General features: G+C 54.4%; 11 protein-coding genes, 6 tRNA genes and 3 rRNA genes. 17 read left to right on the top strand and 3 right to left on the bottom strand.

Annotated features, from left to right (window positions below; translation table 11 throughout):
• Positions 1 to 3: 3 nt before the first annotated feature.
• Complete coding sequence (gene hemJ, locus J2Y86_RS15025; protein WP_253432710.1) at positions 4 to 432, bottom strand: protoporphyrinogen oxidase HemJ; 429 nt, start codon at positions 430 to 432, stop codon at positions 4 to 6.
• A gap of 135 nt (positions 433 to 567) precedes the next feature.
• Between hemJ and argC the strand changes: the two genes are divergently transcribed.
• Positions 568 to 1,602: an N-acetyl-gamma-glutamyl-phosphate reductase gene (gene argC / locus J2Y86_RS15020; protein ID WP_253432705.1), complete on the top strand. Its 1,035-nt coding sequence runs from the start codon at positions 568 to 570 to the stop codon at positions 1,600 to 1,602.
• 167 nt (positions 1,603 to 1,769) lie between these two features.
• A complete protein-coding gene (erpA, locus tag J2Y86_RS15015) occupies positions 1,770 to 2,120 on the top strand; it encodes an iron-sulfur cluster insertion protein ErpA (protein WP_007947969.1) in 351 nt (116 codons plus the stop codon).
• A gap of 74 nt (positions 2,121 to 2,194) precedes the next feature.
• On the opposite strand, the gene J2Y86_RS15010 is transcribed toward erpA, so the two are convergent.
• A complete protein-coding gene (locus J2Y86_RS15010; protein WP_253432702.1) occupies positions 2,195 to 3,286 on the bottom strand; it encodes an anhydro-N-acetylmuramic acid kinase in 1,092 nt (363 codons plus the stop codon).
• 3 nt (positions 3,287 to 3,289) lie between these two features.
• On the bottom strand, positions 3,290 to 4,708 hold the full coding sequence (locus J2Y86_RS15005; RefSeq protein WP_253432699.1) for a peptidoglycan DD-metalloendopeptidase family protein: 1,419 nt from the start codon (positions 4,706 to 4,708) through the stop codon (positions 3,290 to 3,292).
• A gap of 211 nt (positions 4,709 to 4,919) precedes the next feature.
• Here J2Y86_RS15005 and tyrS point away from each other — a divergent pair, with 211 nt between their 5' ends.
• The 15 genes from tyrS to secE all read left to right on the top strand — a co-directional run bounded on the left by tyrS (position 4,920) and on the right by secE (position 16,398).
• Positions 4,920 to 6,119, top strand: a complete 1,200-nt coding sequence (gene tyrS / locus J2Y86_RS15000) for a tyrosine--tRNA ligase (protein ID WP_253440310.1) — start codon at positions 4,920 to 4,922, stop codon at positions 6,117 to 6,119.
• A 552-nt stretch (positions 6,120 to 6,671) separates the two neighbouring features.
• A 16S ribosomal RNA gene (locus tag J2Y86_RS14995) occupies positions 6,672 to 8,208 on the top strand.
• 82 nt (positions 8,209 to 8,290) lie between these two features.
• Positions 8,291 to 8,367: transfer RNA gene (locus J2Y86_RS14990), tRNA-Ile, on the top strand.
• A 28-nt stretch (positions 8,368 to 8,395) separates the two neighbouring features.
• A tRNA-Ala gene (locus J2Y86_RS14985) sits at positions 8,396 to 8,471 on the top strand.
• Positions 8,472 to 8,707: 236 nt separating this feature from the next.
• Positions 8,708 to 11,599, top strand: a 23S ribosomal RNA gene (locus J2Y86_RS14980).
• Positions 11,600 to 11,753: 154 nt separating this feature from the next.
• Positions 11,754 to 11,869: ribosomal RNA gene (rrf, locus tag J2Y86_RS14975) — 5S ribosomal RNA — on the top strand.
• Together the 16S, 23S and 5S rRNA genes with 2 tRNA genes alongside form the textbook arrangement of a ribosomal RNA operon.
• Before the next feature lie 134 nt (positions 11,870 to 12,003).
• The gene (gene birA, locus J2Y86_RS14970; RefSeq protein WP_253432696.1) at positions 12,004 to 12,963 is read left to right on the top strand and encodes a bifunctional biotin--[acetyl-CoA-carboxylase] ligase/biotin operon repressor BirA; all 960 of its coding nucleotides are present in this window, start codon (positions 12,004 to 12,006) and stop codon (positions 12,961 to 12,963) included.
• Positions 12,953 to 13,702, top strand: coding sequence for a pantothenate kinase (locus tag J2Y86_RS14965; protein WP_253432693.1), 750 nt, complete (start codon positions 12,953 to 12,955; stop codon positions 13,700 to 13,702). Before birA ends, J2Y86_RS14965 begins: the two co-directional genes overlap by 11 nt.
• A 7-nt stretch (positions 13,703 to 13,709) precedes the next feature.
• Complete coding sequence (locus J2Y86_RS14960; RefSeq protein WP_253432690.1) at positions 13,710 to 14,150, top strand: hypothetical protein; 441 nt, start codon at positions 13,710 to 13,712, stop codon at positions 14,148 to 14,150.
• 142 nt (positions 14,151 to 14,292) lie between these two features.
• Positions 14,293 to 14,377 (top strand) — tRNA-Tyr (locus J2Y86_RS14955).
• A gap of 24 nt (positions 14,378 to 14,401) precedes the next feature.
• Positions 14,402 to 14,475 (top strand) — tRNA-Gly (locus J2Y86_RS14950).
• Positions 14,476 to 14,501: 26 nt separating this feature from the next.
• Positions 14,502 to 14,577, top strand: a tRNA-Thr gene (locus J2Y86_RS14945).
• Positions 14,578 to 14,661: 84 nt separating this feature from the next.
• Entirely contained in the window at positions 14,662 to 15,855 is a 1,194-nt protein-coding gene (gene tuf, locus J2Y86_RS14940) for an elongation factor Tu (protein ID WP_007896619.1), read from the top strand.
• 53 nt (positions 15,856 to 15,908) lie between these two features.
• Positions 15,909 to 15,984: transfer RNA gene (locus tag J2Y86_RS14935), tRNA-Trp, on the top strand.
• Between the two features lie 45 nt (positions 15,985 to 16,029).
• Positions 16,030 to 16,398, top strand: coding sequence for a preprotein translocase subunit SecE (secE, locus tag J2Y86_RS14930; protein ID WP_008145488.1), 369 nt, complete (start codon positions 16,030 to 16,032; stop codon positions 16,396 to 16,398).

Genomic DNA, 16,398 nt, shown 5'->3' with positions numbered 1-16,398 from the left:
AAGTTAGAACGGCCGAACGACGACCAGAATTACGATAGCCAGCAATATCAGAACCGGCACTTCATTGAACCAGCGATAAAAGACATGGCTGCGGGTGTTCTCGCCACGGGCAAAACGTTTCACCTGCGCGCCACACATGTGGTGGTAGCCGATCAGGATCACCACCAGCGTCAGCTTGGCGTGAATCCACGCGCCCTGGCTGAATATGCTGGGGTTCAACGCGATCAGGGCAATGCCGAAAATCAGCGTGGCGATCATCGCCGGGCCCATGATGCCGCGGTACAGCTTGCGCTCCATGATGCTGAAGCGTTCCTTGCTGACGGTGTCCTCGCTTTGGGCGTGATAGACGAACAGGCGCGGCAGGTAGAACAGGCCGGCAAACCAGCAGACCATGCTGATGATGTGAAGCGCTTTGAGCCACAGATAAAGCATTTTTAGTTATTCCCAGGTTCACGGTGGCAAAGATAGTAGAGGGTAGAGCGTCCGCACGTCACCTTGCCGGTTGTCGCAGGACGATACGGGCCCTATTATCGACGGCTTTCCAGTGGGTTCGTTGAGGGCAGGTTTATGGTCAAGGTCGGTATCGTCGGCGGCACGGGTTACACCGGTGTCGAACTGCTGCGTCTGTTGGCGCAGCATCCGCAGGCAGAAGTGGTCGTGATCACTTCCCGATCCGAGGCCGGTCTGGCCGTGGCTGATATGTACCCGAACCTGCGCGGTCATTACGATGGCCTGGCGTTCAGCGTTCCGGACATCAAGACCCTGGGCCCCTGCGACGTGGTGTTCTTCGCCACGCCTCACGGTGTCGCCCACGCATTGGCCGGTGAACTGCTGGCGGCCGGGACCAAGGTCATCGACCTGTCGGCGGACTTCCGCCTGCAAGACGCTGACGAATGGGCCAAGTGGTACGGCCAGCCGCACGGTGCGCCAGAGCTGCTGGAGGAAGCGGTCTACGGCTTGCCGGAAGTCAATCGCGAGCAGATCAAACAGGCGCGCCTGATCGCCGTACCGGGTTGCTACCCGACGGCCACGCAATTGGGTTTCCTGCCGTTGCTCGAAGCCGGTCTGGCCGATACCACCCGCTTGATCGCTGACTGCAAGTCCGGCGTAAGCGGTGCCGGTCGTGGTGCTTCCGTTGGTTCGCTGTACTCCGAAACCTCGGAAAGCATGAAGGCCTACGCCGTCAAAGGTCACCGCCACTTGCCGGAAATCCGTCAGGGGCTGCGTCGTGCAGCGGGCAAGGACGTCGGTCTGACCTTCGTTCCGCACCTGACCCCGATGATTCGCGGCATTCATTCGACGCTCTACGCGACGGTCGTGGATCGCTCGGTGGATCTACAGGCGTTGTTTGAAAAACGCTATGCCAACGAACCGTTCGTTGATGTGATGCCAGCCGGCAGTCACCCGGAAACCCGTAGCGTGCGCGGCGCCAACGTCTGCCGTATCGCCGTGCATCGTCCGCAGGACGGTGATCTGGTGGTGGTGTTGTCGGTGATCGATAACCTGGTCAAAGGCGCGTCGGGTCAGGCAGTGCAGAACCTGAACATCCTGTTTGGGCTGGATGAGCGTCTGGGCCTGTCCCACGCCGGCATGCTGCCGTAAGGTTTATCCCGCTCAGCAAAAAGGCCCGTCATTCGGGCCTTTTTGCATTTCCTGCCGGCAATCGGGTTTATTGATATACCGTAACAATAGTTGACCGATTTTCTAGGAGAAGCGGATAATGCGCGTCATCACGCATTATGGCGGCGTAACGCCGGGAGATAGTCAGCATGAGCGTCGAATCCTTCACCCCCACGGCTTTGCAATTCACCCACGGTGCCGCGCACAAGGTGAAGAGTCTGGTCGATGAAGAGGGGAATGATCGCTTGAAGCTGCGCGTATTCGTTACGGGCGGCGGTTGTTCAGGTTTTCAGTACGGCTTTACATTTGATGAAGAAGTGGCCGATGACGACACCATCGTCGAGCGCGAGGGTGTGAGTCTGGTCGTGGATCCGATGAGCTTCCAGTACCTGGCGGGCGCCGAGGTGGATTATCAGGAAGGTCTGGAAGGTTCGCGTTTCGTCATCAAGAATCCGAACGCCTCCACCACGTGTGGCTGCGGCTCTTCGTTCTCGATCTGATCGCGCATCACGGCATTGCAAGCGCCGCATGACCTCAGGGTTCTGCGGCGTTTTGCTGTCTGGGCTTTGGAAAATCAGGCGGGATAGATGGCGCCGAGTACGCGCAGGCCGCGGGCACCAGTGACGCTTGGTCGGTTGGCGGCGATGCCTTCGAGGCAACAGTGGGCCAGCCACGCGAAGGCCATGGCTTCTACCCAATCGGGGTCAACGCCATGAGTGGCTGTGCTGCTGACTGTCGCGCCGGGCAGCAGGTTGGCCAGTCGCTTCATCAATGTGGCGTTGTGCGCGCCGCCGCCGCAAACCAGCAACTCCCGGGTGTCCGATTGAGCGCTTTGCAGCGATTCGATGATGGTCAGTGCGGTCAATTCAAGCAGCGTTGCTTGTACGTCTTCGGCGGCGAAGGTCGGCAGTTTTGACAGATGCTGTGTCAGCCATGCCAGGTTGAACACTTCGCGACCAGTGCTTTTAGGGCCTTTGGTCACGAAGAACGGATCGTCGAGTAGCGCTTTCAACAGGGCAGGTTCGACCTTGCCGCTGGCCGCCCAGTGCCCATCACGATCAAAGTTCTCGCCGCGTTGCTGATGAATCCAGGCGTCCAGCAACACATTGCCCGGGCCGCAGTCGAAGCCCGCAACGGGTTTGCCGGGCTCGATCAGGCTGAGGTTGCTGAAGCCGCCAACATTCAGTACCGCGCGGTTGCCGGCCTGTTCTGCAAACAAGGCTTCGTGGAAGGCTGGAACCAGCGGCGCACCTTGACCGCCGGCGGCCACATCGCGGCTGCGGAAATCGCTGACCACGGTGATGCCGGTCAATTCGGTCAGCAGGGCAGGATTGCCGATCTGCACCGTGAAGCCGCGGGCCGGTTCGTGTCGAATGGTCTGGCCGTGGCTGCCAATCGCGCGAATGTCTTCGGGTTTCAGGTCTTGTTGAGCAAGCAGGGTATGAATGCCCTGCGCCGCCAGTTTGACCCAGTTCTGCTGGGCAATGGCTGAGCGGGCTATTTCGTCCGGGCCGCTGGAGCACAAGCCAAGCAGCTCGGTGCGCAGGGCGTCAGGCATAGGAATGTAGTGCGTGGCGATCAGCTTGATCGCCGGTGCCAGTTCGATCAGCGCGATGTCCAGGCCATCGAGGCTGGTCCCGGACATCACACCTATATAGAAGGTCATGGCTTAGCGCTTGCTCGAAGCCAGTTGGGTGGACTTCTCTTGGTCCATGCGCGCCATCAGCGGCTGACTCTGCGCGAGGAAACGAGCGCGTTCCGCTTTGGAAATCGGATCGGCCATCGCCACCTTTTGACCCAGCGGATCGACGTGAACACCATTGACCTGGAACTCGTAGTGCAGGTGCGGGCCAGTAGACAGGCCGGTGGTGCCGATATAGCCAATCACTTGCCCCTGCTTGACGGAGCTGCCGGTCTGGACGCCTTTGGCAAATCCCTGCATGTGGCCATACAGCGTGCGATAGGTGTTGCCGTGCTGAATGATCACGGTATTGCCGTAGCCGCCGCGGCGACCTGCCAGCAACACTTTGCCGTCGCCGGCCGCCTTGATTGGCGTACCGCGTGGCGCAGCGTAGTCGACGCCTTTGTGGGCGCGGATCTTGTTCAGGATCGGGTGTTTGCGGCCCATGGAGAATTTCGAGCTGATGCGGGCGAAATCCACGGGTGTACGGATAAACGCCTTGCGCATGCTGTTGCCGTCAGCCGTGTAGTAGCTGCTGTTGCCTTGTTTGTTGGTGTAACGCACGGCGGTGTAGGTCTTGCCGCGGTTGGTGAAGCGCGCAGAGAGGATCGGGCCGTTGCCGACGGCCTTGCCGTTGACGACTTTCTGTTCGTAGATCACGTCGAACTCGTCGCCCTGGCGAATATCCTGGGCGAAGTCGACGTCGTAGCCAAACACGCTGGCCATGTCCATCGTCAGGCTGTGGGACAGGCCGGCGCGAGCGGCGGATTGCGACAGCGAACTGTTGATCACACCATGAACGTAGGCAGAGCGCACGGTAGGCTTGGCGGTGATTTTGTTGAAGACATAACCCTTGTCATTCTTGGTCAGCGTGATGCTTTCGAGGTCGCTGATCTTGCTGTGCAGGTTGGTCAGCTGGCCTTCAGGGTTCAGTTCAAATTCGAGTTTCTGGCCGTGCTTGAGTTGGCTGAATTGCTTGGCCTGCTTGTCGCTGGCCAGTACTTCATGCACCGAAGCGGCTGGCAGACCGACTTTCTCGAACAGGGTAGAGAGCGTATCGCCCTTGGCGACAATCACTTCCCTGTGGTTGGGTGCCTTCTTTTCTTCGACAACCGGCGCAGGGGCGGCCTGAGCGGTTTCCGGGGTGTCTTCGGCGCTGTTTTCAATCTGCGCGAAAGGGGAAGTTGCCGGCTCATTTGTGGCTTGGACCGCTTCAGCGGCGTCTTGATCTTGTGTCAGTTGTTCAGCAGGGCTTTCCAGCTCAAGACTCAGGGTCGTCTTTTTGGCTTCTACATCACTGGAAGGGAATACCAGAAGCGCCAGGCTCAGAAGGGCGGCGATGCCACTTGCTGCGAGCAGGTGGGTCTTCGGGTAAAGCGGAGGCGCTTTAGACGATTCTTTGGTCATAGGTAATTTTGACTTTGAAAAAGATGAATTGGAAAAGATGAATGACATGATGAAGATGAAATAACTGTATAAAATATAACCAAATCATCTCTGAAGCAAGTCCGTGGTCACTCTGCCAGCGGATTGGCGTCATTGCGCCGGCCAAACTTTGTATTTGACGCGTGATCTTGTATGGTTGGTTCCCTTTGAATTCGAGCCTTGCGGGTCTGTTATGAAGTCGGTTGAAGAGCAGCTAGCGCTGATCAAACGTGGTGCGGAAGAACTGTTGGTCGAGTCCGAGCTGATCGAAAAGCTCAAGCGTGGCCAGCCGCTACGTATTAAGGCAGGCTTCGATCCGACTGCGCCGGATCTGCACCTGGGTCACACCGTGCTTATTAATAAGCTGCGTCAGTTCCAGGAGCTGGGGCATCAGGTGATCTTCCTTATAGGTGACTTCACCGGGATGATCGGTGATCCGAGCGGCAAAAGTGCAACACGTCCACCGCTTACCCGTGAGCAGGTTCTCGAGAATGCCGAGACCTACAAGACCCAAGTCTTCAAGATTCTTGATCCGGCGAAAACCGAAGTGGCGTTCAACTCCACCTGGATGGACCAGATGGGGCCGGCCGACTTCATTCGCCTGACATCGCAGTACACCGTTGCGCGCATGCTTGAGCGTGACGACTTCGACAAGCGCTACACGACCAATCAGCCAATCGCCATTCACGAGTTCCTCTATCCGCTGGTTCAGGGTTACGACTCGGTCGCCTTGCGCGCGGATATCGAACTGGGCGGCACCGACCAGAAGTTCAACCTGCTGATGGGGCGTGAACTGCAACGCGGTTATGGTCAGGAGCCTCAGTGCATTCTGACCATGCCGTTGCTCGAGGGGCTGGATGGCGTGAAGAAGATGTCCAAATCGCTGGGCAACTACGTCGGTATCCAGGAAGCGCCGGGGGTGATGTACAGCAAGCTGGTTTCCATTCCGGATGCGCTGATGTGGCGTTACTTCGAATTGCTCAGCTTCCGCTCCATGGATGAGATCAATGCATTCCGTGCTGATGTCGAGGCGGGCGCGAATCCGCGTGACATCAAGATCAAGCTGGCCGAAGAAATCGTTGCGCGCTTCCATGGTGAGGAGGCTGCGGCCAATGCTCACCGTGCAGCGGGTAATCGCATGAAGGATGGTGAGCTTCCGGACGATTTGCCGGAAATCGAATTGACCGCTACCGAAGATATGCCGATCGCTGCTGTCCTTAATAAGGCCGGTCTCGTGAAGAACTCGGCAGTGGCGCGTGACCTCCTGAATTCTGGCGGTGTTCGTATAGATGGTGAGGTTGTCGATCGCACCTTTATATACGTACTGGGCGCGACCCATGTTTGCCAGGCTGGGAAGAAGGCATTTGCGCGTATTTCGCTTAAATCCGAATAAAGCTGAAATCAGGGGTTGACGGCAGATTCTGGAAGTCTATAATTCGCCCCACTTCCGGCGCAGTCGAAACGTAAAACTCCTTGGTAAACAAAGAGTTACGCAGTTTTCGACGGCGAGTTGCTTCAGATCATCGAAGCCCAGAAGGAGTTGATCAGGTCGTGTGTTTTCGCCTGATTGACGGTTCGATCTTCTCGGTCGAGAGCGGAGAAAAAGAGGTGTTGACAGCAGCGAGTAACGCTGTAGAATTCGCCTCCCGCTAACGAGAGATCGGAAGCGCAAGTGGTTGAAGTTGCAAAGGAAACTTTGAAAACTTCTGAAAATAACCGCTTGACAGATACAGAGGGCGCTGTAGAATGCGCGCCTCGGTTGAGACGAAAGATCTTAACCAACCGCTCTTTAACAACTGAATCAAGCAATTCGTGTGGGTGCTTGTGGAGTCAGACTGATAGTCAACAAGATTATCAGCATCACAAGTTACTCCGCGAGAAATCAAAGATGTAACCAACGATTGCTGAGCCAAGTTTAGGGTTTCTTAAAAACCCAAAGATGTTTGAACTGAAGAGTTTGATCATGGCTCAGATTGAACGCTGGCGGCAGGCCTAACACATGCAAGTCGAGCGGTAGAGAGAAGCTTGCTTCTCTTGAGAGCGGCGGACGGGTGAGTAATGCCTAGGAATCTGCCTGGTAGTGGGGGATAACGCTCGGAAACGGACGCTAATACCGCATACGTCCTACGGGAGAAAGCAGGGGACCTTCGGGCCTTGCGCTATCAGATGAGCCTAGGTCGGATTAGCTAGTTGGTGAGGTAATGGCTCACCAAGGCGACGATCCGTAACTGGTCTGAGAGGATGATCAGTCACACTGGAACTGAGACACGGTCCAGACTCCTACGGGAGGCAGCAGTGGGGAATATTGGACAATGGGCGAAAGCCTGATCCAGCCATGCCGCGTGTGTGAAGAAGGTCTTCGGATTGTAAAGCACTTTAAGTTGGGAGGAAGGGCATTAACCTAATACGTTGGTGTCTTGACGTTACCGACAGAATAAGCACCGGCTAACTCTGTGCCAGCAGCCGCGGTAATACAGAGGGTGCAAGCGTTAATCGGAATTACTGGGCGTAAAGCGCGCGTAGGTGGTTTGTTAAGTTGGATGTGAAATCCCCGGGCTCAACCTGGGAACTGCATTCAAAACTGACAAGCTAGAGTATGGTAGAGGGTGGTGGAATTTCCTGTGTAGCGGTGAAATGCGTAGATATAGGAAGGAACACCAGTGGCGAAGGCGACCACCTGGACTGATACTGACACTGAGGTGCGAAAGCGTGGGGAGCAAACAGGATTAGATACCCTGGTAGTCCACGCCGTAAACGATGTCAACTAGCCGTTGGGAGCCTTGAGCTCTTAGTGGCGCAGCTAACGCATTAAGTTGACCGCCTGGGGAGTACGGCCGCAAGGTTAAAACTCAAATGAATTGACGGGGGCCCGCACAAGCGGTGGAGCATGTGGTTTAATTCGAAGCAACGCGAAGAACCTTACCAGGCCTTGACATCCAATGAACTTTCCAGAGATGGATTGGTGCCTTCGGGAACATTGAGACAGGTGCTGCATGGCTGTCGTCAGCTCGTGTCGTGAGATGTTGGGTTAAGTCCCGTAACGAGCGCAACCCTTGTCCTTAGTTACCAGCACGTAATGGTGGGCACTCTAAGGAGACTGCCGGTGACAAACCGGAGGAAGGTGGGGATGACGTCAAGTCATCATGGCCCTTACGGCCTGGGCTACACACGTGCTACAATGGTCGGTACAGAGGGTTGCCAAGCCGCGAGGTGGAGCTAATCCCACAAAACCGATCGTAGTCCGGATCGCAGTCTGCAACTCGACTGCGTGAAGTCGGAATCGCTAGTAATCGCGAATCAGAATGTCGCGGTGAATACGTTCCCGGGCCTTGTACACACCGCCCGTCACACCATGGGAGTGGGTTGCACCAGAAGTAGCTAGTCTAACCTTCGGGAGGACGGTTACCACGGTGTGATTCATGACTGGGGTGAAGTCGTAACAAGGTAGCCGTAGGGGAACCTGCGGCTGGATCACCTCCTTAATCGACGACATCAGCTGCTCCATAAGTTCCCACACGAATTGCTTGATTCATTGAAGAAGACGATAAGAAGCAGCCCGAAATTGGGTCTGTAGCTCAGTTGGTTAGAGCGCACCCCTGATAAGGGTGAGGTCGGCAGTTCGAATCTGCCCAGACCCACCAATTTTTGTGTGGGATCCTGTAGCAATACGGGGCCATAGCTCAGCTGGGAGAGCGCCTGCCTTGCACGCAGGAGGTCAACGGTTCGATCCCGTTTGGCTCCACCACTACTGCTTCTGTTTGTTGAAAGCTTAGAAATGAGCATTCCATCGTGATGATGGTGAATGTTGATTTCTAGTCTTTGGCTAGATCGTTCTTTAAAAATTTGGGTATGTGATAGAAAGATAGACTGGACGTTACTTTCACTGGTAACGGATCAGGCTAAGGTAAAATTTGTGAGTTTAATCGCGAATTTTCGGCGAATGTCGTCTTCACAGTATAACCAGATTGCTTGGGGTTATATGGTCAAGTGAAGAAGCGCATACGGTGGATGCCTTGGCAGTCAGAGGCGATGAAAGACGTGGTAGCCTGCGAAAAGCTTCGGGGAGTCGGCAAACAGACTTTGATCCGGAGATGTCTGAATGGGGGAACCCACCTAACATAAGTTAGGTATCTTAAGCTGAATACATAGGCTTAAGAAGCGAACCAGGGGAACTGAAACATCTAAGTACCCTGAGGAAAAGAAATCAACCGAGATTCCCTTAGTAGTGGCGAGCGAACGGGGACTAGCCCTTAAGTGGCTTTGAGATTAGCGGAACGCTCTGGAAAGTGCGGCCATAGTGGGTGATAGCCCTGTACGCGAAAATCTCTTAGTCATGAAATCGAGTAGGACGGAGCACGAGAAACTTTGTCTGAATATGGGGGGACCATCCTCCAAGGCTAAATACTACTGACTGACCGATAGTGAACTAGTACCGTGAGGGAAAGGCGAAAAGAACCCCGGAGAGGGGAGTGAAATAGATCCTGAAACCGTATGCGTACAAGCAGTGGGAGCCCACTTTGTTGGGTGACTGCGTACCTTTTGTATAATGGGTCAGCGACTTATTTTCAGTGGCGAGCTTAACCGAATAGGGGAGGCGTAGCGAAAGCGAGTCTTAATAGGGCGTCTAGTCGCTGGGAATAGACCCGAAACCGGGCGATCTATCCATGGGCAGGTTGAAGGTTGGGTAACACTAACTGGAGGACCGAACCGACTACCGTTGAAAAGTTAGCGGATGACCTGTGGATCGGAGTGAAAGGCTAATCAAGCTCGGAGATAGCTGGTTCTCCTCGAAAGCTATTTAGGTAGCGCCTCATGTATCACTGTAGGGGGTAGAGCACTGTTTCGGCTAGGGGGTCATCCCGACTTACCAAACCGATGCAAACTCCGAATACCTACAAGTGCCGAGCATGGGAGACACACGGCGGGTGCTAACGTCCGTCGTGAAAAGGGAAACAACCCAGACCGTCAGCTAAGGTCCCAAAGTTATGGTTAAGTGGGAAACGATGTGGGAAGGCTTAGACAGCTAGGAGGTTGGCTTAGAAGCAGCCACCCTTTAAAGAAAGCGTAATAGCTCACTAGTCGAGTCGGCCTGCGCGGAAGATGTAACGGGGCTCAAACCATACACCGAAGCTACGGGTATCACTTAGGTGATGCGGTAGAGGAGCGTTCTGTAAGCCTGTGAAGGTGAGTTGAGAAGCTTGCTGGAGGTATCAGAAGTGCGAATGCTGACATGAGTAACGACAATGGGTGTGAAAAACACCCACGCCGAAAGACCAAGGTTTCCTGCGCAACGTTAATCGACGCAGGGTTAGTCGGTCCCTAAGGCGAGGCTGAAAAGCGTAGTCGATGGAAAACAGGTTAATATTCCTGTACTTCTGGTTATTGCGATGGAGGGACGGAGAAGGCTAGGCCAGCTTGGCGTTGGTTGTCCAAGTTTAAGGTGGTAGGCTGGAATCTTAGGTAAATCCGGGATTCTAAGGCCGAGAGCTGATGACGAGTTATCTTTTAGATGACGAAGTGGTTGATGCCATGCTTCCAAGAAAAGCTTCTAAGCTTCAGGTAACCAGGAACCGTACCCCAAACCGACACAGGTGGTTGGGTAGAGAATACCAAGGCGCTTGAGAGAACTCGGGTGAAGGAACTAGGCAAAATGGCACCGTAACTTCGGGAGAAGGTGCGCCGGTGAGGGTGAAGCATTTACTGCGTAAGCCCATGCCGGTCGAAGATACCAGGCCGCTGCGACTGTTTATTAAAAACACAGCACTCTGCAAACACGAAAGTGGACGTATAGGGTGTGACGCCTGCCCGGTGCCGGAAGGTTAATTGATGGGGTTAGCTAACGCGAAGCTCTTGATCGAAGCCCCGGTAAACGGCGGCCGTAACTATAACGGTCCTAAGGTAGCGAAATTCCTTGTCGGGTAAGTTCCGACCTGCACGAATGGCGTAACGATGGCGGCGCTGTCTCCACCCGAGACTCAGTGAAATTGAAATCGCTGTGAAGATGCAGTGTATCCGCGGCTAGACGGAAAGACCCCGTGAACCTTTACTATAGCTTTGCACTGGACTTTGAATTTGCTTGTGTAGGATAGGTGGGAGGCTTTGAAGCGTGGACGCCAGTTCGCGTGGAGCCAACCTTGAAATACCACCCTGGCAACTTTGAGGTTCTAACTCAGGTCCGTTATCCGGATCGAGGACAGTGTATGGTGGGTAGTTTGACTGGGGCGGTCTCCTCCTAAAGAGTAACGGAGGAGTACGAAGGTGCGCTCAGACCGGTCGGAAATCGGTCGTAGAGTATAAAGGCAAAAGCGCGCTTGACTGCGAGACAGACACGTCGAGCAGGTACGAAAGTAGGTCTTAGTGATCCGGTGGTTCTGTATGGAAGGGCCATCGCTCAACGGATAAAAGGTACTCCGGGGATAACAGGCTGATACCGCCCAAGAGTTCATATCGACGGCGGTGTTTGGCACCTCGATGTCGGCTCATCACATCCTGGGGCTGAAGCCGGTCCCAAGGGTATGGCTGTTCGCCATTTAAAGTGGTACGCGAGCTGGGTTTAGAACGTCGTGAGACAGTTCGGTCCCTATCTGCCGTGGACGTTTGAGATTTGAGAGGGGCTGCTCCTAGTACGAGAGGACCGGAGTGGACGAACCTCTGGTGTTCCGGTTGTCACGCCAGTGGCATTGCCGGGTAGCTATGTTCGGAATAGATAACCGCTGAAAGCATCTAAGCGGGAAACTAGCCTCAAGATGAGATCTCACTGGGACCTTGAGTCCCCTGAAGGGCCGTCGAAGACTACGACGTTGATAGGTTGGGTGTGTAAGCGCTGTGAGGCGTTGAGCTAACCAATACTAATTGCCCGTGAGGCTTGACCATATAACACCCAAGCAATCTGTGAACTCGAGAGAGGCCAGATTGCGGTGTGTGAAGACGAAACGAACCGAAAGTTCGGATACAAACACACAAACTATCGCATACCCATTCGCTGGAGCGTGATCTCGCAAGAGAAAACGAGCCGGCTACCGAATTTCTTGACGACCATAGAGCGTTGGAACCACCTGATCCCATCCCGAACTCAGCAGTGAAACGATGCATCGCCGATGGTAGTGTGGGGTTTCCCCATGTGAGAGTAGGTCATCGTCAAGATTAAATTCCGAAACCCCAATTGCGAAAGCAGTTGGGGTTTTGTTTTGCCCGCAGGAAAATCTGTCCGGTACGGTTTCTATGCAACAACTCAAGGCGTAGCTATCATGCGGGCCTCATGGTGAGGCGGGACTTGCATGCTGACATTGTTAAAGCTTCTGAAAGATGGCCGATTCCATTCGGGTCAGGACCTGGGCGCCGCCTTGGGTGTCAGTCGTAGTGCTGTCTGGAAACAGCTTCAGCTTTTAGAGGCTGAACTTGGCTTGTCTATCCACAAGGTGCGAGGGCGCGGTTATCAACTGGCTTCGCCGTTGACGCTGCTTGATTCTGTCGCGATTGCCGAGCAGGCCCCTTCTTGTGATTGGCCCATTCTAATTTTCGATTCAATTGACTCCACTAATGCTGAGGCATTGCGTGCAATTGATCGTGGCCAGGCAGCACCATTCCTTGTGCTCGCCGAGCGGCAGACGTCTGGTCGCGGGCGCCGTGGGCGTAAGTGGGTGAGTCCTTTCGCGGAAAACATCTATTACAGTCTGGTGCTGCGTATTGATGGTGGTATGCGCCAGCTCGAAGGTTTGAGTCTTGTTGTAGGACTTGCCGTCATGCAAGGCTTGAGAGCGCTGGGTGTTTCAGATGCGGGCTTGAAGTGGCCGAACGATGTTCTGGTGGGTCAGAAAAAAATCGCAGGAATATTGCTCGAGTTGGTCGGAGATCCTGCTGATGTGTGCCACGTGGTGCTGGGTGTTGGAATTAATGTGAATATGCAGATGGCCGATGAGGTTGATCAGCAGTGGACGTCCATGCGGCTCGAGTCGGGGCGGGCCTTTGATCGCAATCATCTGGTCGCTCGGTTGAGCGAGAAGCTCCAGGTATATTTGGAGCGGCATCAGCTCGGCGGATTTCCCGCTATCCAGGCTGAGTGGGAGCAAAATCATCTATGGCAGGGGCGGGTGGTGTCGTTGATCGCTGGTGTTAACCAAATAGATGGCGAAGTGCTGGGTATTGATAGTCAGGGTGCTCTGCGCTTGAAGGTGGGTGGTGTGGAAAAAGTCTTTAGTGGCGGTGAGCTCAGTTTGAGGTTGCGTGATGATTCTTGAGCTCGACTGCGGAAACAGTTTCATCAAATGGCGAGTACTTGGCGCGGATGTGCGCAAGACGGTCGGTGAAGGAGTCGTCGATTCGAATCTCGCATTGCTGGAGAGTTTGAGTGCGCTCGAGGGGCTTGCTCTCAAGTTCTGTCGGTTGGTCAGTGTCAGAACGAGTGAGGAAACCGGCGCATTGGTTTCTCTGCTGACAGAGGCTTTTGGCGTGTCGGTTGCTTGTGCGACACCCGCTCGCGAAATGCTGGGGGTGCGCAATGGCTACGAAGAGTTCGAGCGCCTGGGGCTAGATCGCTGGTTGGCGATGCTTGGAGGATTCCACCTGGCATCGCGTGCTTGCCTGGTGCTGGATTTCGGTACTGCTGTCACTGCGGATTACGTCGCTGGTGATGGAGAGCATCTCGGAGGATTTATTTGTCCGGGGATGCCGTTGATGCGGAATCAGTTGCGTACCCACACCCGTAAAATTCGTTATGGAGATCTCGCTGCCGAGCGCGCTCTGGAAAGTCTCGTTCCGGGTCGGACCACCGTCGAAGCGGTTGAGCGGGGCTGCTCGCTGATGCTCAGAGGGTTTGTTCTGACTCAGTTAGAGCTCGCGCGTAGTTACTGGGGGGCCGATTTTACCGTATTCCTCACTGGGGGAGATGCGGGACTGGTTTCCGAGATCGTACCTGAGGCCAGAGTGGTTCCAGATCTGGTGTTTGTGGGTTTGGCTATGGCATGTCCTTTGTCCTGAGGTTCATATGCGTTGGTTGTTCCTGCTGCTGCTTGTTCTCAACGTGTTCTATTACATCTGGCACCAACAGGAGGCTCCTCTTCGCGCGAAGGATGTCACTCCTTTGAGTTTGTACCGCGGGGCTCAGCAGGATATTCGCTTGTTGAGCGAGACGACTGATGCGTCCCGGGATAAAGGAAAAGCTACCCGGCCGGACAATAGCTGTTTGTACCTGGGTGGCTTCGTTCGTCCAGAAGCCGTTCAGGCTGTTGAGCGACGCTTGAATGGCATGGAGATCAAATATCAGTCCTTGCCAAAAGATCTCCCAGAGTTTGCTGGTTACTGGGTGCGCGTGGCTCCAGAAAGCCGGCGCTGGCTGGATGATGTGCAGCTGCAAAACCTTTCCAGAGAATTCAATGAGTTAAAACATAAAATAATGCCGTGCGAGGGGGTTGCACCCGCTGAATAGTTTGCATAGAATGGCGCCCGCTTCGCAGTGAAGACCTTTAAAGGTCGACGGTGCAAAGCGAGGTCAACGCAGCTAACCTCAGGTTTTTAATGAGAAAATGCTTGACAGAAGGCTGGCATGATATAGAATGCCGGCTCGCTTAGGAGGGGTTCCCGAGCGGCCAAAGGGATCAGACTGTAAATCTGACGTCTACGACTTCGAAGGTTCGAATCCTTCCCCCTCCACCATTTTTAGCGAGAGCTGCAAGCTCCGCGGGTATAGTTTAGTGGTAGAACCTCAGCCTTCCAAGCTGATGATGCGGGTTCGATTCCCGCTACCCGCTCCAAGTTTGCAGATCCTGCAAAGTGTTGCGCTCTTGTAGCTCAGTTGGTAGAGCACACCCTTGGTAAGGGTGAGGTCAGCGGTTCAAATCCGCTCAAGAGCTCCATATAACAAGGCAGATATGAAAATATCTGCCTTTGTTTTAATGGCTTGTTTGACTTGCTCAATTCTTCTCCTAGGGGTGATTTTGATGGCTAAGGAAAAGTTCGAACGTAATAAGCCGCACGTCAACGTAGGTACCATTGGTCACGTTGACCACGGCAAAACTACTTTGACTGCTGCCTTGACCCGTGTCTGCTCCGAAGTTTTCGGTTCGGCAAAGGTTGACTTCGACAAGATCGATAGCGCCCCTGAAGAAAAAGCTCGTGGTATTACCATCAACACCGCTCACGTTGAATACGATTCGGCCGTGCGTCACTACGCACACGTTGACTGCCCTGGTCACGCCGACTACGTAAAAAACATGATCACCGGTGCTGCTCAGATGGATGGTGCGATTCTGGTTTGCTCGGCCGCTGATGGTCCGATGCCGCAAACCCGTGAGCACATCCTGCTGTCCCGCCAGGTTGGCGTTCCGTACATCGTTGTCTTCCTGAACAAGGCTGACATGGTTGACGATGCTGAGCTGCTGGAGCTGGTTGAGATGGAAGTGCGCGATCTGCTGAGCACTTACGATTTCCCAGGTGATGACACTCCGATCATCATTGGTTCTGCGCTGATGGCGTTGAACGGTCAGGACGACAACGAGATGGGTACCACTGCCGTCAAGAAGTTGGTTGAGACTCTGGATAGCTACATTCCGCAGCCTGAACGTGCTATTGACAAGCCGTTCCTGATGCCGATCGAGGACGTGTTCTCGATCTCCGGTCGCGGTACTGTTGTGACTGGTCGTGTTGAGCGTGGCATTGTTCGCATCCAGGAAGAAGTTGAGATTGTTGGTCTTCGTGACACCGTCAAAACTACTTGCACGGGTGTTGAGATGTTCCGCAAGCTGCTCGACGAAGGTCGTGCTGGCGAGAACTGCGGCGTTTTGCTGCGCGGTACCAAGCGTGATGATGTTGAGCGTGGCCAGGTTTTGGTCAAGCCAGGCACCGTCAAGCCGCATACCAAGTTCACTGCTGAGGTTTACGTTCTGAGCAAGGAAGAGGGTGGTCGTCATACGCCATTCTTCAAGGGTTACCGTCCACAGTTCTACTTCCGTACGACTGACGTGACTGGTAATTGCGAGCTGCCAGAAGGTGTTGAAATGGTGATGCCGGGTGATAACGTTCAGATGACCGTTACCCTGATCAAAACCATCGCGATGGAAGATGGTCTGCGATTCGCAATCCGTGAAGGCGGTCGTACCGTCGGCGCTGGTGTCGTAGCCAAAGTCATCGAGTAAGTTGTTGTAATGTCTTTTTCGGGCCGGCATAATGGTCGGCCTGATTTTGTTTTAGGTCAGTAGCTCAATTGGCAGAGCGACGGTCTCCAAAACCGTAGGTTGGGGGTTCGATTCCCTCCTGACCTGCCAGATTCACTTGGTGTGTCTGGCTTTCTTTTCACAGGATCTTCATAGATGACTCCTAAAGCTGAAGCTCAAGGCTCTCGCTTCGATCTGCTCAAGTGGCTAGTAGTAGTCGCTTTGGTGGTTGTTGGCGTTGTTGGCAATCAGTATTACTCTGCTTCGCCGATCCTGTACCGCGTACTTGCATTGCTTGCCATTGCTGCTGTAGCTGCCTTTGTAGGCCTGCAGACAGTCAAGGGCAAGTCTTTCTTTGTGCTGGTGAAGGAAGCTCGCACCGAGATTCGTAAAGTCGTATGGCCAACTCGCCAAGAAACCACGCAGACCACGTTGATTGTTGTGGCTGTTGTTCTGGTTATGGCGTTGCTGTTGTGGGGGCTTGATTCCCTGCTCGGCTGGCTTGTTTCCTTGATTGTCGGCTAA

The organism is Pseudomonas migulae, assembly GCF_024169315.1.
GTDB classification, from domain to species: Bacteria; Pseudomonadota; Gammaproteobacteria; order Pseudomonadales; family Pseudomonadaceae; genus Aquipseudomonas; species Aquipseudomonas migulae_B.
This window is presented reverse-complemented; position numbering and strand designations above follow the sequence as displayed.

Excerpts from the sequence above, each read along its gene's own strand:
- hemJ (WP_253432710.1), bottom strand. The coding sequence starts at position 432 with ATGCTTTATCTGTGGCTCAAAGCGCTTCACATCATCAGCATGGTCTGC.
- argC (WP_253432705.1), top strand. The coding sequence starts at position 568 with ATGGTCAAGGTCGGTATCGTCGGCGGCACGGGTTACACCGGTGTCGAA.
- erpA (WP_007947969.1), top strand. The coding sequence starts at position 1,770 with ATGAGCGTCGAATCCTTCACCCCCACGGCTTTGCAATTCACCCACGGT.
- J2Y86_RS15010 (WP_253432702.1), bottom strand. The coding sequence starts at position 3,286 with ATGACCTTCTATATAGGTGTGATGTCCGGGACCAGCCTCGATGGCCTG.
- J2Y86_RS15005 (WP_253432699.1), bottom strand. The coding sequence starts at position 4,708 with ATGACCAAAGAATCGTCTAAAGCGCCTCCGCTTTACCCGAAGACCCAC.
- tyrS (WP_253440310.1), top strand. The coding sequence starts at position 4,920 with ATGAAGTCGGTTGAAGAGCAGCTAGCGCTGATCAAACGTGGTGCGGAA.
- birA (WP_253432696.1), top strand. The coding sequence starts at position 12,004 with ATGCTGACATTGTTAAAGCTTCTGAAAGATGGCCGATTCCATTCGGGT.
- J2Y86_RS14965 (WP_253432693.1), top strand. The coding sequence starts at position 12,953 with ATGATTCTTGAGCTCGACTGCGGAAACAGTTTCATCAAATGGCGAGTA.
- J2Y86_RS14960 (WP_253432690.1), top strand. The coding sequence starts at position 13,710 with ATGCGTTGGTTGTTCCTGCTGCTGCTTGTTCTCAACGTGTTCTATTAC.
- tuf (WP_007896619.1), top strand. The coding sequence starts at position 14,662 with ATGGCTAAGGAAAAGTTCGAACGTAATAAGCCGCACGTCAACGTAGGT.
- secE (WP_008145488.1), top strand. The coding sequence starts at position 16,030 with ATGACTCCTAAAGCTGAAGCTCAAGGCTCTCGCTTCGATCTGCTCAAG.